Origin of the sequence: Paraburkholderia diazotrophica (assembly GCF_038900755.1) — a bacterium.
GTDB classification, from domain to species: domain Bacteria; phylum Pseudomonadota; class Gammaproteobacteria; order Burkholderiales; family Burkholderiaceae; genus Paraburkholderia; species Paraburkholderia diazotrophica_A.
Genome location: NZ_JBBPEN010000008.1, coordinates 48,581 through 67,951, shown reverse-complemented (window position 1 = coordinate 67,951; position 19,371 = coordinate 48,581). Strand labels below are relative to the sequence as shown.

At 63.0% G+C, this 19,371-nt stretch carries 16 protein-coding genes; 10 read left to right on the top strand and 6 right to left on the bottom strand.

Annotation, left to right across the window (positions count from 1 at the left end):
* Window positions 1-6: 6 nt before the first annotated feature.
* From AABE10_RS23655 to AABE10_RS23645, 3 genes are all read left to right on the top strand, one after another.
* Window positions 7-2,742 (top strand): MGH1-like glycoside hydrolase domain-containing protein, encoded by a 2,736-nt coding sequence (locus AABE10_RS23655; RefSeq protein WP_342935667.1) that lies wholly within the window; start codon window positions 7-9, stop codon window positions 2,740-2,742.
* Between the two features lie 50 nt (window positions 2,743-2,792).
* The gene (locus AABE10_RS23650; RefSeq protein WP_342935666.1) at window positions 2,793-3,584 is read left to right on the top strand and encodes an ROK family protein; all 792 of its coding nucleotides are present in this window, start codon (window positions 2,793-2,795) and stop codon (window positions 3,582-3,584) included.
* 203 nt (window positions 3,585-3,787) lie between these two features.
* Entirely contained in the window at window positions 3,788-4,279 is a 492-nt protein-coding gene (locus AABE10_RS23645) for a YbhB/YbcL family Raf kinase inhibitor-like protein (RefSeq protein WP_342935923.1), read from the top strand.
* 10 nt (window positions 4,280-4,289) lie between these two features.
* On the opposite strand, the gene AABE10_RS23640 is transcribed toward AABE10_RS23645, so the two are convergent.
* Window positions 4,290-5,285 carry an aldo/keto reductase gene (locus AABE10_RS23640; RefSeq protein ID WP_342935665.1) on the bottom strand — a complete coding sequence of 332 codons (996 nt, stop codon included), beginning with the start codon at window positions 5,283-5,285 and terminating at the stop codon, window positions 4,290-4,292.
* A gap of 249 nt (window positions 5,286-5,534) precedes the next feature.
* Here AABE10_RS23640 and AABE10_RS23635 point away from each other — a divergent pair, with 249 nt between their 5' ends.
* Complete coding sequence (locus tag AABE10_RS23635) at window positions 5,535-6,137, top strand: lipocalin family protein (protein ID WP_342935664.1); 603 nt, start codon at window positions 5,535-5,537, stop codon at window positions 6,135-6,137.
* A gap of 123 nt (window positions 6,138-6,260) precedes the next feature.
* On the opposite strand, the gene AABE10_RS23630 is transcribed toward AABE10_RS23635, so the two are convergent.
* Complete coding sequence (locus AABE10_RS23630; protein WP_342935663.1) at window positions 6,261-7,289, bottom strand: LacI family DNA-binding transcriptional regulator; 1,029 nt, start codon at window positions 7,287-7,289, stop codon at window positions 6,261-6,263.
* 240 nt (window positions 7,290-7,529) lie between these two features.
* Between AABE10_RS23630 and AABE10_RS23625 the strand changes: the two genes are divergently transcribed.
* From AABE10_RS23625 to AABE10_RS23605, 5 genes are all read left to right on the top strand, one after another.
* On the top strand, window positions 7,530-8,681 hold the full coding sequence (locus AABE10_RS23625; protein ID WP_342935662.1) for a sn-glycerol-3-phosphate ABC transporter ATP-binding protein UgpC: 1,152 nt from the start codon (window positions 7,530-7,532) through the stop codon (window positions 8,679-8,681).
* Between the two features lie 11 nt (window positions 8,682-8,692).
* Complete coding sequence (locus AABE10_RS23620; protein WP_342935661.1) at window positions 8,693-10,675, top strand: beta-galactosidase; 1,983 nt, start codon at window positions 8,693-8,695, stop codon at window positions 10,673-10,675.
* A gap of 50 nt (window positions 10,676-10,725) precedes the next feature.
* Window positions 10,726-11,997: an ABC transporter substrate-binding protein gene (locus tag AABE10_RS23615; protein WP_428983374.1), complete on the top strand. Its 1,272-nt coding sequence runs from the start codon at window positions 10,726-10,728 to the stop codon at window positions 11,995-11,997.
* Window positions 11,998-12,087: 90 nt separating this feature from the next.
* Entirely contained in the window at window positions 12,088-13,038 is a 951-nt protein-coding gene (locus AABE10_RS23610) for a carbohydrate ABC transporter permease (protein WP_428983379.1), read from the top strand.
* Between the two features lie 10 nt (window positions 13,039-13,048).
* Window positions 13,049-13,900 (top strand): carbohydrate ABC transporter permease, encoded by an 852-nt coding sequence (locus AABE10_RS23605; RefSeq protein WP_342935659.1) that lies wholly within the window; start codon window positions 13,049-13,051, stop codon window positions 13,898-13,900.
* 57 nt (window positions 13,901-13,957) lie between these two features.
* Here the strand turns inward: AABE10_RS23605 and AABE10_RS23600 are convergent, their stop codons facing one another.
* On the bottom strand, window positions 13,958-14,548 hold the full coding sequence (locus tag AABE10_RS23600) for a helix-turn-helix domain-containing protein (protein WP_342935658.1): 591 nt from the start codon (window positions 14,546-14,548) through the stop codon (window positions 13,958-13,960).
* 161 nt (window positions 14,549-14,709) lie between these two features.
* Here AABE10_RS23600 and AABE10_RS23595 point away from each other — a divergent pair, with 161 nt between their 5' ends.
* The gene (locus AABE10_RS23595) at window positions 14,710-15,483 is read left to right on the top strand and encodes an SDR family oxidoreductase (RefSeq protein ID WP_342935657.1); all 774 of its coding nucleotides are present in this window, start codon (window positions 14,710-14,712) and stop codon (window positions 15,481-15,483) included.
* A gap of 146 nt (window positions 15,484-15,629) precedes the next feature.
* Here the strand turns inward: AABE10_RS23595 and AABE10_RS23590 are convergent, their stop codons facing one another.
* The 3 genes from AABE10_RS23590 to AABE10_RS23580 all read right to left on the bottom strand — a co-directional run bounded on the left by AABE10_RS23590 (window position 15,630) and on the right by AABE10_RS23580 (window position 19,104).
* The gene (locus tag AABE10_RS23590) at window positions 15,630-16,286 is read right to left on the bottom strand and encodes a PepSY-associated TM helix domain-containing protein (RefSeq protein WP_342935921.1); all 657 of its coding nucleotides are present in this window, start codon (window positions 16,284-16,286) and stop codon (window positions 15,630-15,632) included.
* Between the two features lie 439 nt (window positions 16,287-16,725).
* A complete protein-coding gene (locus AABE10_RS23585; protein ID WP_342935656.1) occupies window positions 16,726-17,817 on the bottom strand; it encodes an aldose epimerase family protein in 1,092 nt (363 codons plus the stop codon).
* Window positions 17,818-17,877: 60 nt separating this feature from the next.
* Window positions 17,878-19,104 carry a DNA-binding transcriptional regulator gene (locus AABE10_RS23580; protein ID WP_342935655.1) on the bottom strand — a complete coding sequence of 409 codons (1,227 nt, stop codon included), beginning with the start codon at window positions 19,102-19,104 and terminating at the stop codon, window positions 17,878-17,880.
* Between the last annotated feature and the right edge of the window lie 267 nt (window positions 19,105-19,371).

Here is a 19,371-nt window from a genome sequence, read left to right as displayed (position 1 = left end):
GCTGCCATGCCTGCGCTGCGCGCTGCCAATCTGCTTTCCACGACCGAGGGGCTACGTCTGCATTCCGCCGAGTGCGCGCGCTGGCAGCGCTGGGGTCCGTACCTCAGCGAGCGTCAATGGGGCACGGTGCGCGAGGACTACAGCCCGAACGGCACCGCATGGGACTACTTCCCGCACGATCACGCGCGCAGCCGCGCGTATCGCTGGGGCGAGGACGGCATCGCAGGATTCGGTGACGAGACGTTGAACTGGTGCGTGTCGATTGCAATGTGGAATCGCGCCGATCCCATTCTGAAAGAGCGTCTGTTCGGCCTCACGAATCAGGAAGGCAATCACGGCGAGGACGTGAAGGAGCTGTACTTCTATCTGGACGGCACGCCGACGCATTCCTATATGCGCATGCTATACAAGTACCCGCATGCCGCGTTTCCGTATCAGGATCTCGTCGCGGAAAACGCGCGGCGCGGCGGCGACATGCCCGAGTACGAAGTGCTCGATACAGGCGTGTTCGACGATCTGCGCTACTTCGATGTGACCGTCGAATACGCAAAGAACACGCCTGAAGATATCGTGATGCGCGTCACTGTCGAGAATCGCGCGGACGAGTCAGCGGCGCTCGATCTTCTGCCGCAGATATGGGCGCGCAACAAGTGGTCGTGGAAGGACGCCGACGAGCGGCCGAAGCTCGTCAAGGAAACGGTGCACGGCGTCACGCGCCTGCTCGGCACGCACCCGGGCCACGAGCCGATTGTCGTGACCGCGTGGTCGCCCGATACGACCGTGCTCGAATGGATATTCTGCGAGAACGATACGAACGTCCGGCGTCATTTCAACATGGAGTCGGCGGGTCCGTTCAAGGACGGCTTCAACGAGTACCTCGTGCATGGCGACGCCGACGCGATTCGCCGCGACGCGGGCACGAAGGCGGCCGCGCATGTGCCGTTGAATCTGCCGCCGCACGGCACGGCTGTCGTCTATCTGCGCTGGCGGCCCGAGTTCGCCGTCGACGACGAGCCGCTCGACGTCGACGAACTGTTCTCGCAGCGCATCGCCGAAGCCGATGCGTTTTATGCAGCGTTGCAGCGCGACATCGATGGCGAGGACGAACGGCTCGTGCAGCGTCAGGCATTGGCGGGCATGCTGTGGTCGAAGCAGTACTACCAGTTCGACGTGCAACGATGGATGGACGGCGATCCCGCGCAGCCTGCGCCGCCCGAATCACGCAAGCAGGGCCGCAACCGCGACTGGAGGCATCTGTGCAATGCCGACATCGTGTCGATGCCGGACAAGTGGGAGTACCCGTGGTACGCGTCATGGGATCTCGCGTTTCATGCGGCGGCTTTCGCGTTGATCGATCCCGCGTTCGCGAAGCGTCAATTGCTGTTGCTCGTGAAGGACCGCTACATGCATCCGAACGGGCAAATCCCCGCATATGAATGGGCCTTCGGCGATGCGAATCCGCCCGTGCATGCGTGGGCCGCATGGCGTGTCTATGAAATCGACCGTGCACTGACGGGCAAGGGCGACCGCGATTTTCTGGAACTGGTCTTTCACAAGCTGCTGCTCAACTTCTCATGGTGGGTGAACCGCAAGGACGCCGATGGCCACAATATTTTCCAGGGCGGCTTTCTCGGGCTCGATAACGTGGGCATCTTCGATCGCTCGTCGCCGCTGCCGACGGGTGGCCGTATCGATCAGGCCGACGGCACTGCATGGATGGCCGCGTATGCGCTGGACCTGATGCGCATCGCGCTCGAACTCGCGTTTGCAAATCATGTGTTCGTCGATATCGGCGTGAAGTTTTTCGAGCACTTTCTGTATATCGCGCAGGCCGTCAGTTGCGAGGACAACTGCGAAACGGGCCTGTGGGACAGCGAAGACGAGTTCTTCTACGACAAGCTGCGCTTGCCCGACGGCTCCAGCACGCCGATGCGCGTGCGCTCGATCGTCGGCCTGATCCCGCTGATCGCGGTGCATGTACTCGAAGAGCGTTTGCACGGCTCGCTGCCGGGCTTGCGCGATCGCCTCGTATGGTTCCTGCGCTTTCGGCCGGACCTTGCGCGGCTGGTATCGCGCTGGAACGAGCCGGGGCGCGGCAACAGCCTGCTGCTCTCGCTGCTGCGCGGGCATCGGATGAAGGCGCTGCTCAGGCGCGCGCTCGACGAAGCGGAGTTCCTCTCCGATCACGGCGTGCGCGCGCTGTCGCGCGTGCATCGCGACAATCCATTCGTCTATCGGCACAACGGTCAGAGCTTTTGTGTGAAGTACCTGCCCGCCGAATCGGATTCGCGCGTGTTCGGCGGCAATTCGAACTGGCGCGGGCCTGTATGGATGCCCGTCAACTATCTGCTGATCGAGTCGCTCTACGAATTTCACCGCTATTACGGCGACGAGTTTCGCGTCGAGTATCCGACGGGCTCGGGCAACAAGCTGTCGCTGGCCGAGATCGGCGATGCGCTGGCGCGGCGCACGACCACGCTCTTTCTGAAGGACAAGAACGGCGAGCGTCCCGTGATGGCCGCGTATCCGCTGTTGCAGGCTGATCCGCGCTCGCAGGATCTCGTGCTCTTTCACGAGTACTTTCACGGCGACAACGGACGCGGCGTGGGCGCGTCGCATCAGACGGGCTGGACAGGGCTCGTCGCATTGCTGTTGCAGCCGCGCGAACTCGTCAGCTCGGGGAATGTCCCTGTGACGAAAGGCGTCGCTGAACCGGCTGCCGTTGCGACCGCAGCGAAGTAGCGCAACGGCACTGACTCGACAAATACAGACCCAAGGACAACGACCTGGCCATGAGCAAAGCAAAGACAGCAATCGGTGACGAACGGATACTCGCGATCGACGTCGGTGGCACGGGACTGAAGGCGGCCGTGCTCGATTCGTCGGGCGGCATGAAAAGCGAGCGCGTGCGCGTGCCGACGCCGCATCCGTGCACGCCGCAGCAACTTGTCGATATGCTCGCGACACTCGTGCAGCCGCTCGCCCACGAGCATCATCCCGCGTTGATGTCGATCGGCTTTCCCGGCGTCGTGCGCGACAACCGCATTCTGACCGCGCCGAATATCGGCGACGAAAGCTGGCGCGGTTTTCCGCTTGCGGACGAGCTTGCTGCGCGTGTCGGCGGCATGCCCGTGCGGATGATCAACGATGCCGAAATGCAGGGCCTCGCTGCGATCGAAGGGCACGGCATCGAGTTCGTGCTGACGCTCGGCACCGGCGCGGGCACCGCGCTCTTTCGCGACGGCGAGCTGATGCCGCATCTCGAGCTCGCGCATCATCCCGTCAGCAAGGGCCGCGCCTATGACCAGTACATCGGCAACGCGGCGCGCGAGAAAGCGGGCAACAAGCGCTGGAACCGGCGTGTCGAAAAAGTGATCGGCATCCTGGCTTCGCTCGTCAACTACGACAAACTGTGGATCGGTGGCGGCAACGCGTCGAGACTCACGTTCGAGTTGCCGGCGAATGTCGCGATCGTGTCGAACGATGCGGGCATCGAAGGCGGGGCGAAGCTCTGGCATGCGAAGTCCGTGCGCGAGTCGCGCCAGTTGCCCGAAGCGAACCGGAAGACGGGCGCATTCAAATAGCGCGCCGCACGAATGCCTTGAAGCGAAGTGCCCTGACCGTCATGTCGCGGAATAATGGGGCAGGGTAGTCCGTTTGTGCTTTGGCGGCTGCGAATGCGTGGCCGCAGCCCGTTCACCGAGGTCAACGGAGCCGTTCGATGAAAACATTTCCCTATGCACGGCTGGCGCGCGCGGCGCTGTGTGTCGCGTTGTCGGCGGGCGCGATGCAGGTTCTTGCGGCGGATGCTTTCGAAGTCACGTCGCCGGGCACCCCCGATGGCGGCACGGTCGATTCGAGCCATGCGGCAAGCGCGAACAATTGTGGCGGCGGCAACCAGTCGCCCGCCGTGCAGTGGCGCAACGTGCCCGCGGGCACGCGCAGTTTCGCGGTGACGCTGTTCGATCCCGATGGCGCGAAAGGCCTGGGCGTGATCCATTGGGTGCTGTACGGAATACCCGCATCGATGACGTCGATGGCGCATGGCGCGTCCGCGCCCGAGGGCAGCGTGAGCGGCATCAATCGCACCGGCAAGCCCGGCTATTACGGGCCGTGTCCACCCGTCGGCGATGTGCCGCATCACTACGTGCTACAGGTGTATGCGCTAGATCTTTCGCAGGACGCGCTGCAGCCAGGCCTCAATCACGATCAGTTCCTCGCGGCCATCAACAATCATGTGCTGGCCGCGAGCAGCACCGTGCTGCGCTACGGACGCTAACGCGCTCCGCTTAGCGCGGCGCATCGCCCCAACGGTATTCGACCGTCGCCTGATCGAGCTGTGATTTAAGTTCGGCGTCGAGCGTGTAGTCGGCAGCGGCGAGGGAGTCGTTCAGCTGATCGACTCGGCTCGCGCCAATAATCGCCGATGTAATGACGGGATTCGCGAGCACCCACGCGATCGCAGTCTTCGTCATCGGCTCGCCCGTTTTCGCATTGATCTCGCGCAGCGTGTCGATGGTCTTGAACTCGCGCTCGTGCCAGTAGCGCTCCGAGTACATTGCGCCCGCCTTGCCAACCGTTTCGGTGAAGCGTCCTTCTGCAGGTTTCGCGTCTTGACGATGCTTGCCCGTCAGCAGTCCGCCTGCGAGCGGGTTATACGGCATCACGGCGAGACCTTCTTCATCGGCGAGCGGCAGCAGTTCGCGCTCGATCTGCCGGAACAGCAGGTTGTAGCGCGGCTGCACCGACACGAAGCGCGCAGTGCGCAGCACGTCCGCGCGTCCGAGCATGCGCGCGAGCCGGTAAGTGAGATAGTTCGACACGCCGATATAACGCGCCTTGCCCGAGCGCACGATCACGTCGAGCGCTTCGAGCGTTTCGTCGAGCGGCGTGTCGCGGTCATCGGAGTGCAGTTGATACAGATCGACGTAATCGGTGCCGAGACGCCGCAACGACGCATCGATCGCATCGAGCAGATGCTTGCGCGATGCGCCCTGGTCCCACGGCGACGGGCCAACCTTGCCGACGGCTTTCGTCGCGAGAATGAAGCGGTCGCGCTTGCCCTTGAGCCAGCGCCCGACGATTTCCTCCGTGCGGCCCACGACACCCTCGGTGCCCCCGAGCGGATAGACGTCAGCCGTATCGATGAAATTCACGCCGGCGTCCGTTGCCTTGTCGAGAATGCCGCGCGATACGTCTTCTTCGGTTTGCAAGCCGAAGGTCATCGTACCGAGACACAAACGCGAGACAGTAAGGCCAGTGTTACCGAATTTGCGGTATTGCATGATCGACTCCGCGAGAAGGGAACGATGAGTGATGGAGTGGTGCGATGTGCAGCAGGACGGGAACACAAAAGCGCAACAAAGGAGAAAGGATAGCGGCTATTGCGGATTCGCGTCGCTGGTCTGTCATGCGCGGTGGTGCGCAGTTGAATCGACGATACTGCCTTGTCCTTTCTTCGTCCCGTAATGGCGAAAACTTTTCATTCGCGTAAGGTCTAAACGGCTTTGACATCGAGTCGAGGTTCATGTCCGATGAGTGTCGAACGAAGCGTCAACGACAATATCGAGCAAAGCAGTTTCCCCAGGCGCGGTGCGATCGTCGCCGCAGCCGTCGTGGCAGTGGTGACGTTAGGGATTGCCGTCACGTACGCAATCCGGTTGAAAAACAGGAAGGGCAATGCACGCGTGCCCGAGCCTGTGAAGAGCGTCGATCTGGACCGCTACACGGGGCACTGGTACGAGTTTGCGCGCTACGACAATCACTTCGAACGGGGCCGCGATTTCGTCACGGCCAACTATGCGAAGCGCGATGACGGCTCGCTTAGCGTGATCAACACGGGCCGCGACGGCGCAAACGGCGTGCGGCGCATTGCGAGAGGCAAGGCACGCGTGATGCCAGGCTCGGACAACGCCAAACTCAAACTGTCTTTCTTCGGACCGTTCTACGTCGGCGATTACTGGGTGCTCGATCACGCCGACGACTATCGATGGTCGATCATCGGCGAGCCGAGTGGCGCGTATCTATGGATACTCACGCGTGATGCGAAGCCCGAAGGGGAACTGCAACACGCGCTGCTCGAACGCGTGCGCGCGCTCGGCTATGACCTTTCGATGCTGCGCCGTACACAGCACTGACGGCATGGCTGAAAATTTTTCTGCTTTTGCGTAGCGATTGTCCGCTCATTGCTTGTGTTGTGCTACCGAACCGCGCTTCGCGGTAAGTTTTTCGCTTGCCTCGCGCGTCATGCGTGGTCGACGTCAACGCCCTTGCGTCGATCCGCGCACGATCAGCCGTGGCTCCGACGTCACGCACATGCGCGGCGCCTTCTGCGGCGCACCATGCTCGCGCGTCGGCCGCTCGATCAGATCGCGCAGCAGCGTCACGGCAAGTTCGGCTGCTTCGACGGTCGGCACGGCGACGGTCGTCAGCGGCGGGCGCGATTGCTGCGCAAGCTGGATGTCGGTGATGCCGACCACGGAGAGATCGCGCGGCACGTTGCGCCCGAGATCGGCGGCGGCATGAATGGTGCCGAGCGCGGGCAGGTCGTTCGTCGCGAAGATCGCGGTCATGTTCGCGTCGCGCTTCAGCAGATCGCGCGCGGCCGTGTAGCCGCCTTGAATCGTATCGGGCGCGTAGCGCACGTTTTTGGCGGGCACCTTCAGACCCGCTTCGCGCATCGCATCGACGAAGCCTTCGTGACGCGACGCGTGAATGCCAGAAGGCTTGCTGCCGACAATTGCGCCGATGCGCCGATGGCCCAGCTCGATCAGATGCTTCGCGGCTAGCTGGCCTGCAAGACGAAAGTCGACGGCAATGCACGGCAAGCCCGGCGGATCGTCGGGACGCTCCCACATGCACAGCACCACGGGCGCGCCGCGCGCTTGCGTCTTGTGCAGATCGTCGAAGTCGAGATTCGCGTTCATCACGAGTACGCCTTCGGAGAGCGTGCCTGCAATCTGATCGAGGTACGCGCGGCCCGCGTGCGGGTCCTCATTCGTGTTGCAGATGATGACGAAGTGGCCGCTCTTGCGCGCCTCGCGTTCGACGGCAAGCGCGAACTCGGGATAGAACGGATTCGCGATGCTCGACACCATCAACGCGATCGTGGGCGCGCGCCCTTCGGCCAGCGCGCGTGCAGCAAGATGCGGACGATAGTTGAGCGCCTCGACGGCCTCGAGCACGCGCTGGCGTGTCTGCTCGCCGACGCGTCCGCGGTTGCGCAGCACGTTCGAGACCGTGGCTGACGTGACGCCGGCGCGCCGCGCGACTTCGCTGAGTGTGGACATGTTTGCGCGTCAATATATGGGACAAGCGTTCATCATTTGCATTGGCTACGAAGGCGGGGCACCATGCGCGAAACACCAGAACGATGATCGGAGACAGCCTTGACCGGCCCTCGGCAAGGGCTAACGGAGAGGCCGGAGAGGCCGGAGAGCCCGCGATCGCGACACGATCGCGTTTTTTCGGCCGCTTAGATTAAGCGCTTAATCTCCGCTTCGCGCTGATTAAATCACGGAGTCGAAGCGATGGCGAGCATTTCCTTGAGGGGCGTGCAGAAAGCGTATGGAGACAACGCGCCCGTGATCCGCAACGTCGATCTGGAGATCGGCGAGAACGAGTTTTGCGTGTTCCTCGGTCCGTCGGGCTGTGGCAAGTCCACGCTGCTGCGCATGATCGCGGGGCTCGAAGATGTGACGGACGGCGACCTGTCGATCGGCGGGCGCATCGTCAACGACGTGCCTGCCGCCGAGCGCGGCGTCGCGATGGTGTTTCAGACCTATGCGCTCTTTCCGCACATGAGCGTGTACGAGAACATGGCCTTCGGTCTGAAGCTCGCCAAAAAGCCGAAAGACGAAATCGACCGCAAGGTTCGCGAAGCCGCGCGCATCCTGCAACTGGAAGCGCTGCTGGAGCGCAAGCCGCGCGCGCTGTCGGGCGGGCAGCGGCAACGCGTCGCGATTGGCCGCGCGATCGTCCGCGAGCCCGGCGTGTTTCTGTTCGACGAGCCGCTTTCGAATCTCGACGCGACGCTGCGCGGCCAGACGCGCATCGAAATCGCGCGGCTGCACAAGCAGTTCGCATCGGCGAGCGTCGTCTACGTGACGCACGATCAGACGGAAGCCATGACGCTCGCCGACAAGATCGTGCTGCTGCATACGGGCAAGGACACCGAGCGTTACGGCAGCATTGCGCAGATCGGCGCGCCGCTCGAGTTGTATCACCGGCCCAGCAGCCGCTTCGTCGCGGGCTTCATCGGCTCGCCGCGCATGAATTTTCTGCCTGCACGTGTCACGGCGGTCGACGCGCAAGGCGTCGACGTCACGCTCGATCACACGAATGAAACCGTGCGCGTTCTCGTCGACGGCAGCACGCTGCAAGGCGCTCAGCCGGTGACGCTCGGCGTGCGTCCCGAACATCTGCGGCTCATCGCGGCCGATGTATCACGACGTGAGGCAACGCTCACGCGCGCCGTTTCGCTCGTCGAGCATCTCGGCGAACACAGCTATGCGCATCTCGAACAAGCCGGCGGCGACGTGCTGATCGCGAAAGTGCCCGGCAACGCCCGCATCGAGCAGGGCGAGCGCGCGGTATTCGAGGCGCCCGCCAACGCCTGCCATCTTTTCACCGACGACGGATTCGCCGTGAAGGCGCTCAACACCGTCGAACACTACGCATAAGGGACATGCGCATGCGCCTTGGAGTCTGCTATTACCCGGAGCACTGGCCGGAATCGATGTGGGAAGACGACGCGCGCCGTATGAAAGCGCTCGGCATCGAACAGGTGCGAATCGCGGAGTTCGCGTGGAGCCGTATCGAGCCCGCGCCGGGCGAATACGATTGGGGCTGGCTCGATCGTGCCGTCGACGTGCTCGGCAATGCGGGCTTGCAGGTGGTCATGTGCACGCCCACTGCGACGCCGCCGAAGTGGCTGATCGACCGTCATCCCGACATTCTCCCCGTTGGCGCCGATGGCCGGCCGCGTGCGTTTGGCTCGCGACGACACTACGATTTTTCCTCGCCGTCGTATTTCGACGCGTCGCGCGCGATCTGCGCGGCCGTGGCCGAGCGTTACGGCAAGCATCCCGCCGTCGCATACTGGCAGACGGATAACGAGTTCGGCTGCCACAACACGGTGGTCAGCTATTCGCCTGCTGCCGTCGCGCGCTTTCGCGTGTGGCTCAAGGAACGCTATCGAACGATCGACGCGTTGAACCGTGCGTGGGGCACCGTGTTCTGGAGCATGGAGTACCGCAGCTTCGACGAAATCGACGCGCCTGTTGCGACGGTGACGGAAGCGCATCCGTCGCATCGTCTCGACTATCGGCGTTTCGCTTCCGACGAAGTCGCGCGCTACAACCGCATGCAGGTCGAGATCATTCGCGCGCATTCGCCGGGGCGGCCCGTTGCGCACAACTTCATGCAGCTCTTCACGGAGTTCGATCACTACAAGGTCGCGCGCGATCTCGATTTGGCGACGTGGGACAGCTATCCGCTCGGCGCGCTCGAAGAGCAGTGGTACGCGCCGGAGATCAAGGCGAAGTTTCTGCGCACGGGGCATCCCGATTTCGCGTCGTTCAATCACGACGTGTATCGCGGCATGTCGAAGCTGCCGTTCTGGGTGATGGAGCAGCAGCCCGGTCCCGTCAACTGGGCGCACTGGAATCCCGCGCCGCTGCCGGGCATGGTGCGTCTGTGGAGCTGGGAAGCGTTCGCGCATGGCGCGGGCTGCGTGTCGTACTTCAGATGGCGTCAGGCCCCCTTCGCGCAGGAGCAGATGCATGCGGGCCTGAACACACCCGACAATCGCCTCGATATCGGCGGCAGCGAAGCGGCGAAGGTCGCGCAAGAGATAGCGCACGTGCTGTCCGCCGATTCGGATGCGAACGCCGACGTGCGCAGCAAGATCGCGCTGATCTACGACTACGAAGCGAAGTGGCTCTTCGAGATTCATCCGCAGGGTGCGGACTTCCACTATCCGCGTTTTGCGTTCGAGTACTACTCGGCGCTGCGCTCGCTGGGTTTCGACGTCGACGTGATTTCCGCCGATGCACCGCTCGACGGCTACAGCATGATCGTCGTGCCGCCGCTGCCCGTCGTGCCCGCCGACTTTGCGGCGCGGCTCGCGGCATCGGGCGCGCAGATCGTGCTCGGCCCGCGCACGGGGTCAAAGACGCCCGATCTGCAGATTCCCGCGAACCTGCCGCCGGGTGCGCTCGCATCGTTGCTGCCGGTCCGCGTGTGGCGCGTCGAATCGATGCGGCCCAATGTGACAGAGCCGGTGCGGCTCGACACCAAGGGCGTAGCGCATCGCGAAGGCTATGCGCGTCACTGGCGCGACCTGATCGATGCCGTCGATGAGCGCACGTTCGCCGTGCATGCGCGTTTCGCCGACGGCCATCCTGCGTATGTGCAGCACGATCGCGTTCATTACTTCGCGAGCCTGTTCGACGACCGTCTCACCGAGTCGCTGTTCGCGCGCATCGCGACGGAAGCCGGGCTCACGCCGATGCCGTGTGGTGACAGTGTGCGCATCAGCCGGCGCGGCAAGCTCACCTATGTCTTCAACTATGCAGACGAAAGACACGTGATCGAAGGCGTCGATGTATCGCGCTTCGTGATCGGCACGCGTGAAGTCGAGCCGCAAGGCGTAGCGGTTTATCGCACCGAGTAGGCAAGTGATCCAGCACGTAAAAACCAGACGCAGATGACAGGAGACGAAGGATGACAGCAAGCCAGTTCAAACCGCGCAACGCGTTCGCGACGATGGCCATCGCCGTCGCGGCAACCGTATCGTCGCTCGCCGCGACGACTACGGTCGCGCAGGCGGGCACGATGACGATGAACATCGCGTTCAAGGGCGCAAGCCAGCGCGCGGTGTGGCAATCGGTGCTCGACGACTTCAGGAAGGCACACCCGGACATCGACGTGAAGGTGTCGTTCGTCGACGAAGAGGCGTACAAGGTGCAATTGCCGGGCTGGCTATCGACGGTCGCACCCGATGTCGTCAATTGGCACAACGGCGAGCGCATGGCGTACTACGCGCGGCGCGGCCTGTTCGAAGACCTGAGCGGCGACTGGAAGAAGAATGGCTGGGACAGCATGTATGCATCGACGAAAGAATCGTCGACATATAACGGCAAGCAGTACGCGGCGCCGACCGTCTATTACTCGTGGGGCCTGTTCTATCGCAAGGACCTGTTCCAGAAGGCCGGCATCGCGTCCGAGCCGAAGACGTGGGATCAGTTGATGGACGCGTGCAAGAAGCTGAAGGCCGCGGGCATCACGCCGTTTGCAGTGGGCGGCCGCGATGCATGGACGCTCGCGGGCTGGTTCGATTACCTCGACCTGCGCCTGAACGGCAACGCGTTCCATCAGAAGCTGATGGCAGGCGACGTGCCTTATACCGATCCGCGCGTGAAGAAGGTCTACACGACGTGGAAGCAGTTGCTCGACGATCACGATTTCATCGACAACTCGCTCTCCTACGATCTGGACGCGGCGCAACCGTTCCTGTTCCAGGGCAAAGCCGCGATGATGCTGATGGGCACGTTCATCACGGGCGGCTTCCCGGCGAGCGTGAAGCCGAACATCAGCTACTTCCAGTTCCCGATCATCGATTCGAACGTGCCGACTGCCGAAGACGGACCCGTCGAGTCGCTGCACATTCCGGCGAAGGCCAAGAACAAGGCCGATGCGCACACGTTCCTCGCGTTCGTCGAATCGCCCGAGCAGGGCGCGAAGCTTGCGGCGGGTCTCGGCTCGCTGTCGGCGAACAGCAAGTCGCCGGAACCGGAAGATCCCATTTCGAAGATCGGCTTCCAGATTCTGTCGAACACGAAGGGCGGCATCGCGCAGTTCTACGATCGCGACATGACGAAGGAAATGGCCGACGAAGGGATGAAGGGCATGCAGCAGTTCGTCTCCGATCCGTCGAAGCTCGACGCGATTCTCGCGCAACTCGAACAGACGCGTAAGCGCATCTACAAGAAGTAAGGGCGGGAGCGCCGGGCGACGTTCGCATGCGCATGTCGCCCGGCGCGCGCAGCAAGTCAGCAGCCCGCCTGGATGAAGAGGAGCATCGTCGTGTCGCATTCCGTCACACGTCAGGACATCAACGCCACGCCGCCTTCGCCGCAGGCCGCGCCTGCGCCCGGAGCGGCGGGCAGGCGGCGCGGTCCGTCGCCTTCCGCGCGCCGGCAGCGCAAGGCCGCTTTTCTGTTTCTCGCGCCCGCTTGCATCATGGTTGCGGTGTATGTCGTCTGGCCGATCCTGTCGTCGATCTGGCTCAGCTTCTACAACTGGGACGGCATGACCGACAAGGCCTTCGTCGGTCTCGCGAACTACATTGAGCTGTTTCAGGCGCCGACGTTCTACACCGCGTTGAAGAACAACCTGATCTGGCTCGTGCTGTTCCTGCTCGCGCCGCCGATGGGACTCGCCGTCGCGCTCTATCTGAACCAGGCCGTGTCGGGCATGCGCGTCGTGAAGTCGCTGTTCTTTGCGCCGTTCGTGCTGTCGGGCGTCGTCGTCGGGCTGATCTTTTCGTGGTTCTACGATCCGACCTTCGGCCTGCTAGCGATGATCCTCGGACACGGCGTGCCCGTGCTCGGCGATGCGCGCTATGCGACCTTCGGCATCATCTTCGCTGCGCTGTGGCCGCAGACGGCGTACTGCATGATTCTCTATCTGACGGGCCTCACGACGCTCAATAGCGAGCAGCTCGAAGCGGCGCGCATGGAAGGCGCGAAGGGCTGGTCGATGCTATGGCACGTGGTGCTGCCGCAATTGCGTCCCGTCACGTTCATGGCGATCGTCGTGACGGTGATCGGCGCGCTGCGCAGTTTCGATCTGATCTCGGTGATGACGGGCGGCGGCCCGTTCGAAAGCTCGACAGTGCTCGCGTATTACATGTACGACCAGGCGATCAAGTACTACCGCATCGGTTACTCGGCGTCGATTGCCGTCGTGCTGTTCGCGATCATGCTCGTATATATCGTCTATCACCTGCGCCGCATGCTGCGCCACGAACAGTAAGGAGCGGATCATGTATCCGATGCCCGTTGCGAAATGGAAGCCGCTCAACCGGCGCCTGTACAAACTGTCGTTGCCCATTGCGCTTTTGATCTGGCTGCTGCCGATGATCGCGGTGCTCATTACGTCGGTGCGCTCGACGGAAGAACTCAGCGAAGGCAACTACTGGGGCTGGCCGAAGCACATCGCGTTCATCGACAACTACCGCGAAGCGCTCACCACATCGCCGATGCTGCATTACTTCTGGAACAGCGTGCTGATCACGGTGCCTTCCGTGATCGGTTCGATTGCGCTCGCGGCGATGGCGGGCTTCGCGCTCGCGATCTACCGCTTTCGCGGCAACACGACGCTCTTCGCGACGTTCGTCGCGGGCAACTTCGTGCCGATCCAGATCCTGATGATTCCCGTGCGCGACCTGTCGCTGAGCCTCGGGCTCTTCAATACGCTGTACGCGCTCATTCTCTTTCATGTGTCGTTTCAGACGGGCTTTTGCGCGCTTTTTCTGCGCAACTTCATCAAGCAGTTGCCGTATGAACTGGTCGAGGCGGCGCGCATCGAAGGCGCGGGCGAATGGACCGTATTCATTCGCATCGTGTTGCCGTTGATTCGTCCCGCGCTCGCCGCGCTGGCGATTCTCGTTTTCACGTTCGTCTGGAACGACTATTTCTGGGCGCTGTGTCTCACGCAAGGCGACGAGGCCGCGCCGATCACAGTGGGCGTCGCTGCGCTCAAGGGGCAATGGACGACGGCGTGGAATCTCGTGTCGGCCGGGTCGATTCTTGCCGCGCTGCCTTCCGTCGCGATGTTCTTCGCGATGCAGAAGCACTTTGTTGCGGGCCTCACGTTCGGCGCGACGAAAGGCTAGGGCAGTTTGTTGCCCTGGTCGCCAACGCATGCGGGAGCGCGAGACGGCGCGTAGCCGTCACGCTTTCTCGCCCGCAATCTCGCCGACCGTGCGCCGCACCGCGCGCAGAATCTCGTTCGCGAGTTCCGGTTGCGCCTTCAGCACGGCACGCGAAGCCGCGATGCCGCCGATCAGCGCCATCGTGATCGCAATCGCCTTTTCGCGCGCGTTGCCCTTCGCCTTGCGCGCGCGCAGGTGTTTCTCGAACACGCCGACCATGTTCTCGATCCCTTCGCTGTAGCGCGCGCTGATTGTCTCGTCCTGCCGGCCGATCTCGCTCGCCGAGGCCGCCATCGCGCAGCCATTGGCGATGTCGTCGCGTTTTTCCTCCGATAGATAACTGTCGAGCAGTTCGCCGAGGTTCGGCATATGGCCGTCGCGCGGCGCCGTCATCCGCTCGTGGCTGATCTGCACGCCGTACGCGAGCGCTTCCGCCGCGAGCGCCTCTTTGGACTTGAAGTGCGCGTACAGCGCGCCGTGCGTGAGCCCCGCCGCCTTGCCGATCTCGGCCACGCCGACTCCGTCGATGCCCCGCTCGCGGATCAACCGTGCGGCCGTCTCGACAAGGGCCGCGCGGTTCTGCGCCGCCTTTTCCTTGCTTACTTTCATCGCTGTTCCGTCCTACCGAACGATAGCGACGCAAACGCCGACGCCAAAAAAGCGCTTGACACATATTCATTGCGGTCACTATCATTAATTTAAGATTGCAGTTGCAATTATAAAGCAGCTGCCGGCGGATGTCCGCCTCATCTATTAACTGGAGAATTGCAATGTCATTCGAAAACAAGACGGCGCTCGTCACGGGCGGCAACAGCGGCATTGGTTTCGCGACGGCGCGGTTGCTGATCGCGCAGGGCGCGCGCGTCGCGATCACGGGTCGCGACCAGGCGAAGCTCGACGAAGCCGTCGCCGAGCTCGGCCCGAACGCGCTGCCGATCCGCGCGGACGTGAACGATCCGAAGGCCATCGATGAAGTGATGCAGGTGATCGGCGAGAAGTTCGGCAAGCTCGACATCGTGTTCGCGAATGCGGGCGTGAGCGGCGCGACGCCCGTCGGCGGCACGACGGCGGAAAAGTTCGAATCGATCATGCGCACCAACGTCACGGCCGTGTTCCTGACGGTGCAGGCGGCCGTGCCGCTGATGGGCCAGGGCGGCGCGATCGTGCTGAACGGCTCGGTGATGCGCGAGATGGGGCGTCCTGGCGCGGCGGCTTATTCGGCATCGAAGGCCGCGATCTCCGGCATGGCCCGCGTGCTCGCGTCCGAGCTGGTAACGCGCGGCATTCGCGTGAACACGGTCATCCCTGGCGCGACGCGCACACCGATCTGGACGCGCGGCGACCGCGAGGGCGCGACGCTCGACGCCACGGAAGCCGCAATGAAACCGATGATCCCGATGAACCGGCTCGCCGATGCCGAAGAAGTCGCGCAGGCGGCTGTGTTCCTCGCGTCGGATGCATCGTCGGGGATGACGGCGGCGGAGATCGTCGTCGATGGCGGTAGCACGGGTGCGCCGATGGGTGCGCCGATGTTGCGCGGATAAGCGCGCGAAGCGCTGAACGCGGACTGCGAAACGCCAGGTTCCGATGAGAAAAAGGGCGATGTACAGCTACGTGGCTGTGCATCGCGCTCGTTGTTCAAACGTGCGTTGTGGTTTGAACGCGGTGCGAATTCAGCGCGAATGTCGAGTTAAGCGAGCCCCGCGACGATAGCCGCGACGATCGACCCAAGCACAAGCACAGCGCCGATCGTTCTGCGCTTGTTCAACTGCGTCCACAGCAGCACGCCCGTCAACGACAACAGGATCACGCCGCCCGCGAACGTGTCGATCAGCAGCACCCAGCCGACGCTCAGGCCCACGCCCTTGTGCAGATTCGTGAGTGCCGCGAGGAACGTATTGGCGCTGCGCCTGACGCTCACGTAGTCATTGCCGACCCAGTATTCCGCCGATGTGCTCTCGTTCGGCGTCGCGAACGAGATCTGCCAGCGCTCGGGCTGGACGGCCTTGCGATCGCCCCACGCGACGGGATGCGCCGGTTCCTTCTGCATGCGTCCGGGCTTCCCTTGCACTTTCAGTTCCTGCTTGAGCCATTTGGCGAGATCGCGTGGCGATTCGGGCGCGGGCTGCGGCAATCGAACCTGTAGCGCCTCGACTTGCGGCTCGCCCGTCGACACGCGCAGCGGCCCCGCGCGATGGTTCAGCAGAAAGCCGCTTGTGCCCATCAGCAGGCCGAGCGCGGCGCCCCACAAACCGATCCAGCTATGCACCTTGCGCAGCCATCTGATGAACGTGATGCGGCGCGAGCCGGCAGGTGGCATGCCGTTGCCGTGACCTTTGTTTTGCATATTGCCGCGCGTGGCGGGATCGATGACGACGGTTTCGCGTGTATTCACAGGTCGCTCCAGGGGCAAGACAGCGTGCGGCCGCAACGGATACGAACCGCTGCGCAACCGAAACCGCGCCGTCGCCTGAGAGGCTTGCGACGGGCTTCGTGCTTGGCTACGGATGAGCCATCGGCGCAAGGACGCGATGGCATGGCTGGCTGGCCGCGTTGCCCATGAATGGGGCGCTGCAGTGGGCTGGCTGGACGATCAGTTTCGAAGATCGGATTTGGCAATCGGATTCGACGATCAGATGTGCGATCGGATTGTCGATCGAATCAGCGACCGTCTAAGGGTGCCTATGATTTCACGGCGTAATGAACGCCGCAATCGCCGGACGCGATTTACAACACCGTCAATGTTTCGACAGATTACGGCAAGCCGCGTGCGATGGCTCTAGCGGTCAACGGACGCCGAGCCGATAGACGGTCGTGTGCCGGTAGTGCGCGCCGGGCCGCACCACGACGGCTTTCGCGTCCGGCATGTTGATCTGGTTCGGAAACGCGCCTGTTTCGAGGCACAACGCCGCGTGCTTGCAATACGTCCTTCCGTTGCGGCCCTTCACGCCGGCGAGAAAATTGCCGGTGTAGAACTGCATGCCCTGTGCGTCTGTCGATACGGTGAGCTCGCGGCCGCTCGCGGGATCGTAGAGCACGGCTGCCGTGCGCAACGTAGTGGGCGCATCGCGCAGCACATAGCAGTGGTCGAAGCCGCTCGCGCGTGCAAGCTGCGCATCGGGCCAGTCGAGCCGCGCGCCGATCGGCGCGCCCGCCCGGAAGTCGAACACGCTGCCCGCGACGTCTTTTCGTTCAATGGGGATCATCGCGTCGTCGACGGCGAAGAATGCGTCCGCATCGATCGAGATCACGTGGCCGCGAATGTCGGACGCATCGGCGAGCGCGTCGCCGGACAGGTTGAAGTACGCGTGATTCGTGAGACTGATGGGCGTGGGCGCGTCGGTCGTCGCATCGTAGTCGATCGTCAGCGCGCCGTCGTCGTCGAGCGCGTAGCGGACGGTGGCCGTCACTGCGCCCGGAAAGCCTGCATCGCCTTCCGGCGATTCATGCGAGAACATGAGCGCGCCGTCGACTTCGCGCGCCGTCCACAGCGCCTTGTGAAAGCCGCTTGCGCCGCCATGCAGCAGATTGTCGCCTTCGTTGCGGTCCAGTTGATACGTGACGCCGTCGAGCGTAAAGCGACCGTGCGCGATGCGGTTCGCCCAGCGGCCGATCGTCGAACCGAAAAACCAGTGGCTCGCCAGATAGTCGGCGGGCGTGTCGTGGCCGAGCAGCACATCGGCGACGCGGCCCGCACGGTCGGGCGCATGCCACGAGACGAGCGTCGCGCCGAAATCGCTGATCGTCGCGCGCATGCCGTGCGCGTTGCGCAGCGTGAACAGACGAATGTCGCCGAGGCCGGGCAACGTGCCCCAGCGTTCGACCTGCACGCTGGATGAAGTGGAGGTATCGGTGCTTTGCATGTCGGCGAAATTCATGTCGATCGCTCGTTCAGACCCGAGGGTGAGGCGAAGGTGAAACCGGAATGTGAGACCAGATTAAGGCATTTGCGACGATGACGCTGAGCGCGACTGCTGCCCGGCCTGCATGCGCTCCTGATACTCGCGCGGCGTGCAGTCGAGTTCGCGGCGAAACACGGCATACATGTACTGCAACGAAGTGAAGCCGCAGCGTATCGCGACTTCCGCGCTCGACATGTCCTGCTGCGCGAGCAACTGCTTCGCGACATCGAGCTTGTGCTTGAGGATCTCCTGATGCACGGTGCAGCCGAGTTCGCGCCGGAAGTAGTCCTCGAGCGACGAGCGCGACACGCCCACATAGTCGGCGACCTGTTCCGTCTTGATGCCCTGGCACGCGTACTGGCGGATATAGTGACGCGCGCGCATCACATAGGGGCTTGCTAGCGGCTCGTGCTTCGTCGATTCGCACACGTTGATGCCCACGGGCGGCACGAGAATGCGGCGTCCCGCAAAGCGTGCGCCACCCAGCATCTGGTGCAGCAGATGCGCGGCCGTGCGGCCCATTTCCTCCGTGCCCTGAATGACCGACGACAACGGAATGCGCGTGAGCGAGCGCGTCAACGGATCGTTGTCGATACCGATGATCGCCACCTGCTCGGGCACCGCAATGCCGCTGATCAGACATGCCTGCAACACCTGACGCGCGCGCGCATCCGTCACGGCGATGATGCCGACGGGCTTCGGCAGGCTTTGCAGCCACTCCGTCAGTTGCACGCTGGCCTGGTGCCAGACGGGCGCGCTCGTCGGCAGCCCGCGATGCACGTCGCCTTCGAGTCCATCCGCCTTCAACAGTGCATCGAACGCGAGTTCGCGCTCCTGGGCCCAGCGGTTCGTCGGCGATTCGGGCAGGCTGTAGAGCGCGAAGCGTTGCAGCCCCGCACCGATCAGATGTTTGTACGCGAGCGACATCAACTGCATGTTGTCGGTCGCGATGTACGGCAGGTTGGCCGGATACTTCGACGCGTCCTCATACGATCCGCCCACTGCAACGACGGGTAAACGCGAATTCGCCAATGCATCGCACACGGCGGGATCGTCGAAGTCGGCGATAAAGCCATCGCCTTCGAAACACTCGATGCCGTTCAGCCGTGCGCGGAAATCTTCTTCGAGAAACAGGTCCCACGCGACGCGCGTCGACAGCAGGTAATTGCCGATTCCCGTGATGATCTCGCGGTCGTACACCTTGTTCGCATTGAACAGCAGTGCGATCCGGTGCGTGCGTTGAGCGGCGTGCTGTCGTGTCATCGAAATTCCTGGCGCATGCTGCGGCGCGGCGCGCTCATTATGTTGATCATCACGTTGTCTCCGGACTTGCGTTTTTATGTTTGCGGCTGCATTAGCGATGCGTGGCGCAGACATTTAAGTGTTCTGCTTATTCTAGGCGTCACTTTCCCTTGCCCGCCAATGGATTTTAAGCGCCAGCAAGAATCACCAAGCGCGCTGGCGAATTTCGCAATTGCCGCGCAAAGCGGCAAGCGTCAGCATGGCGTCACATCATGCATGGCCCAATGC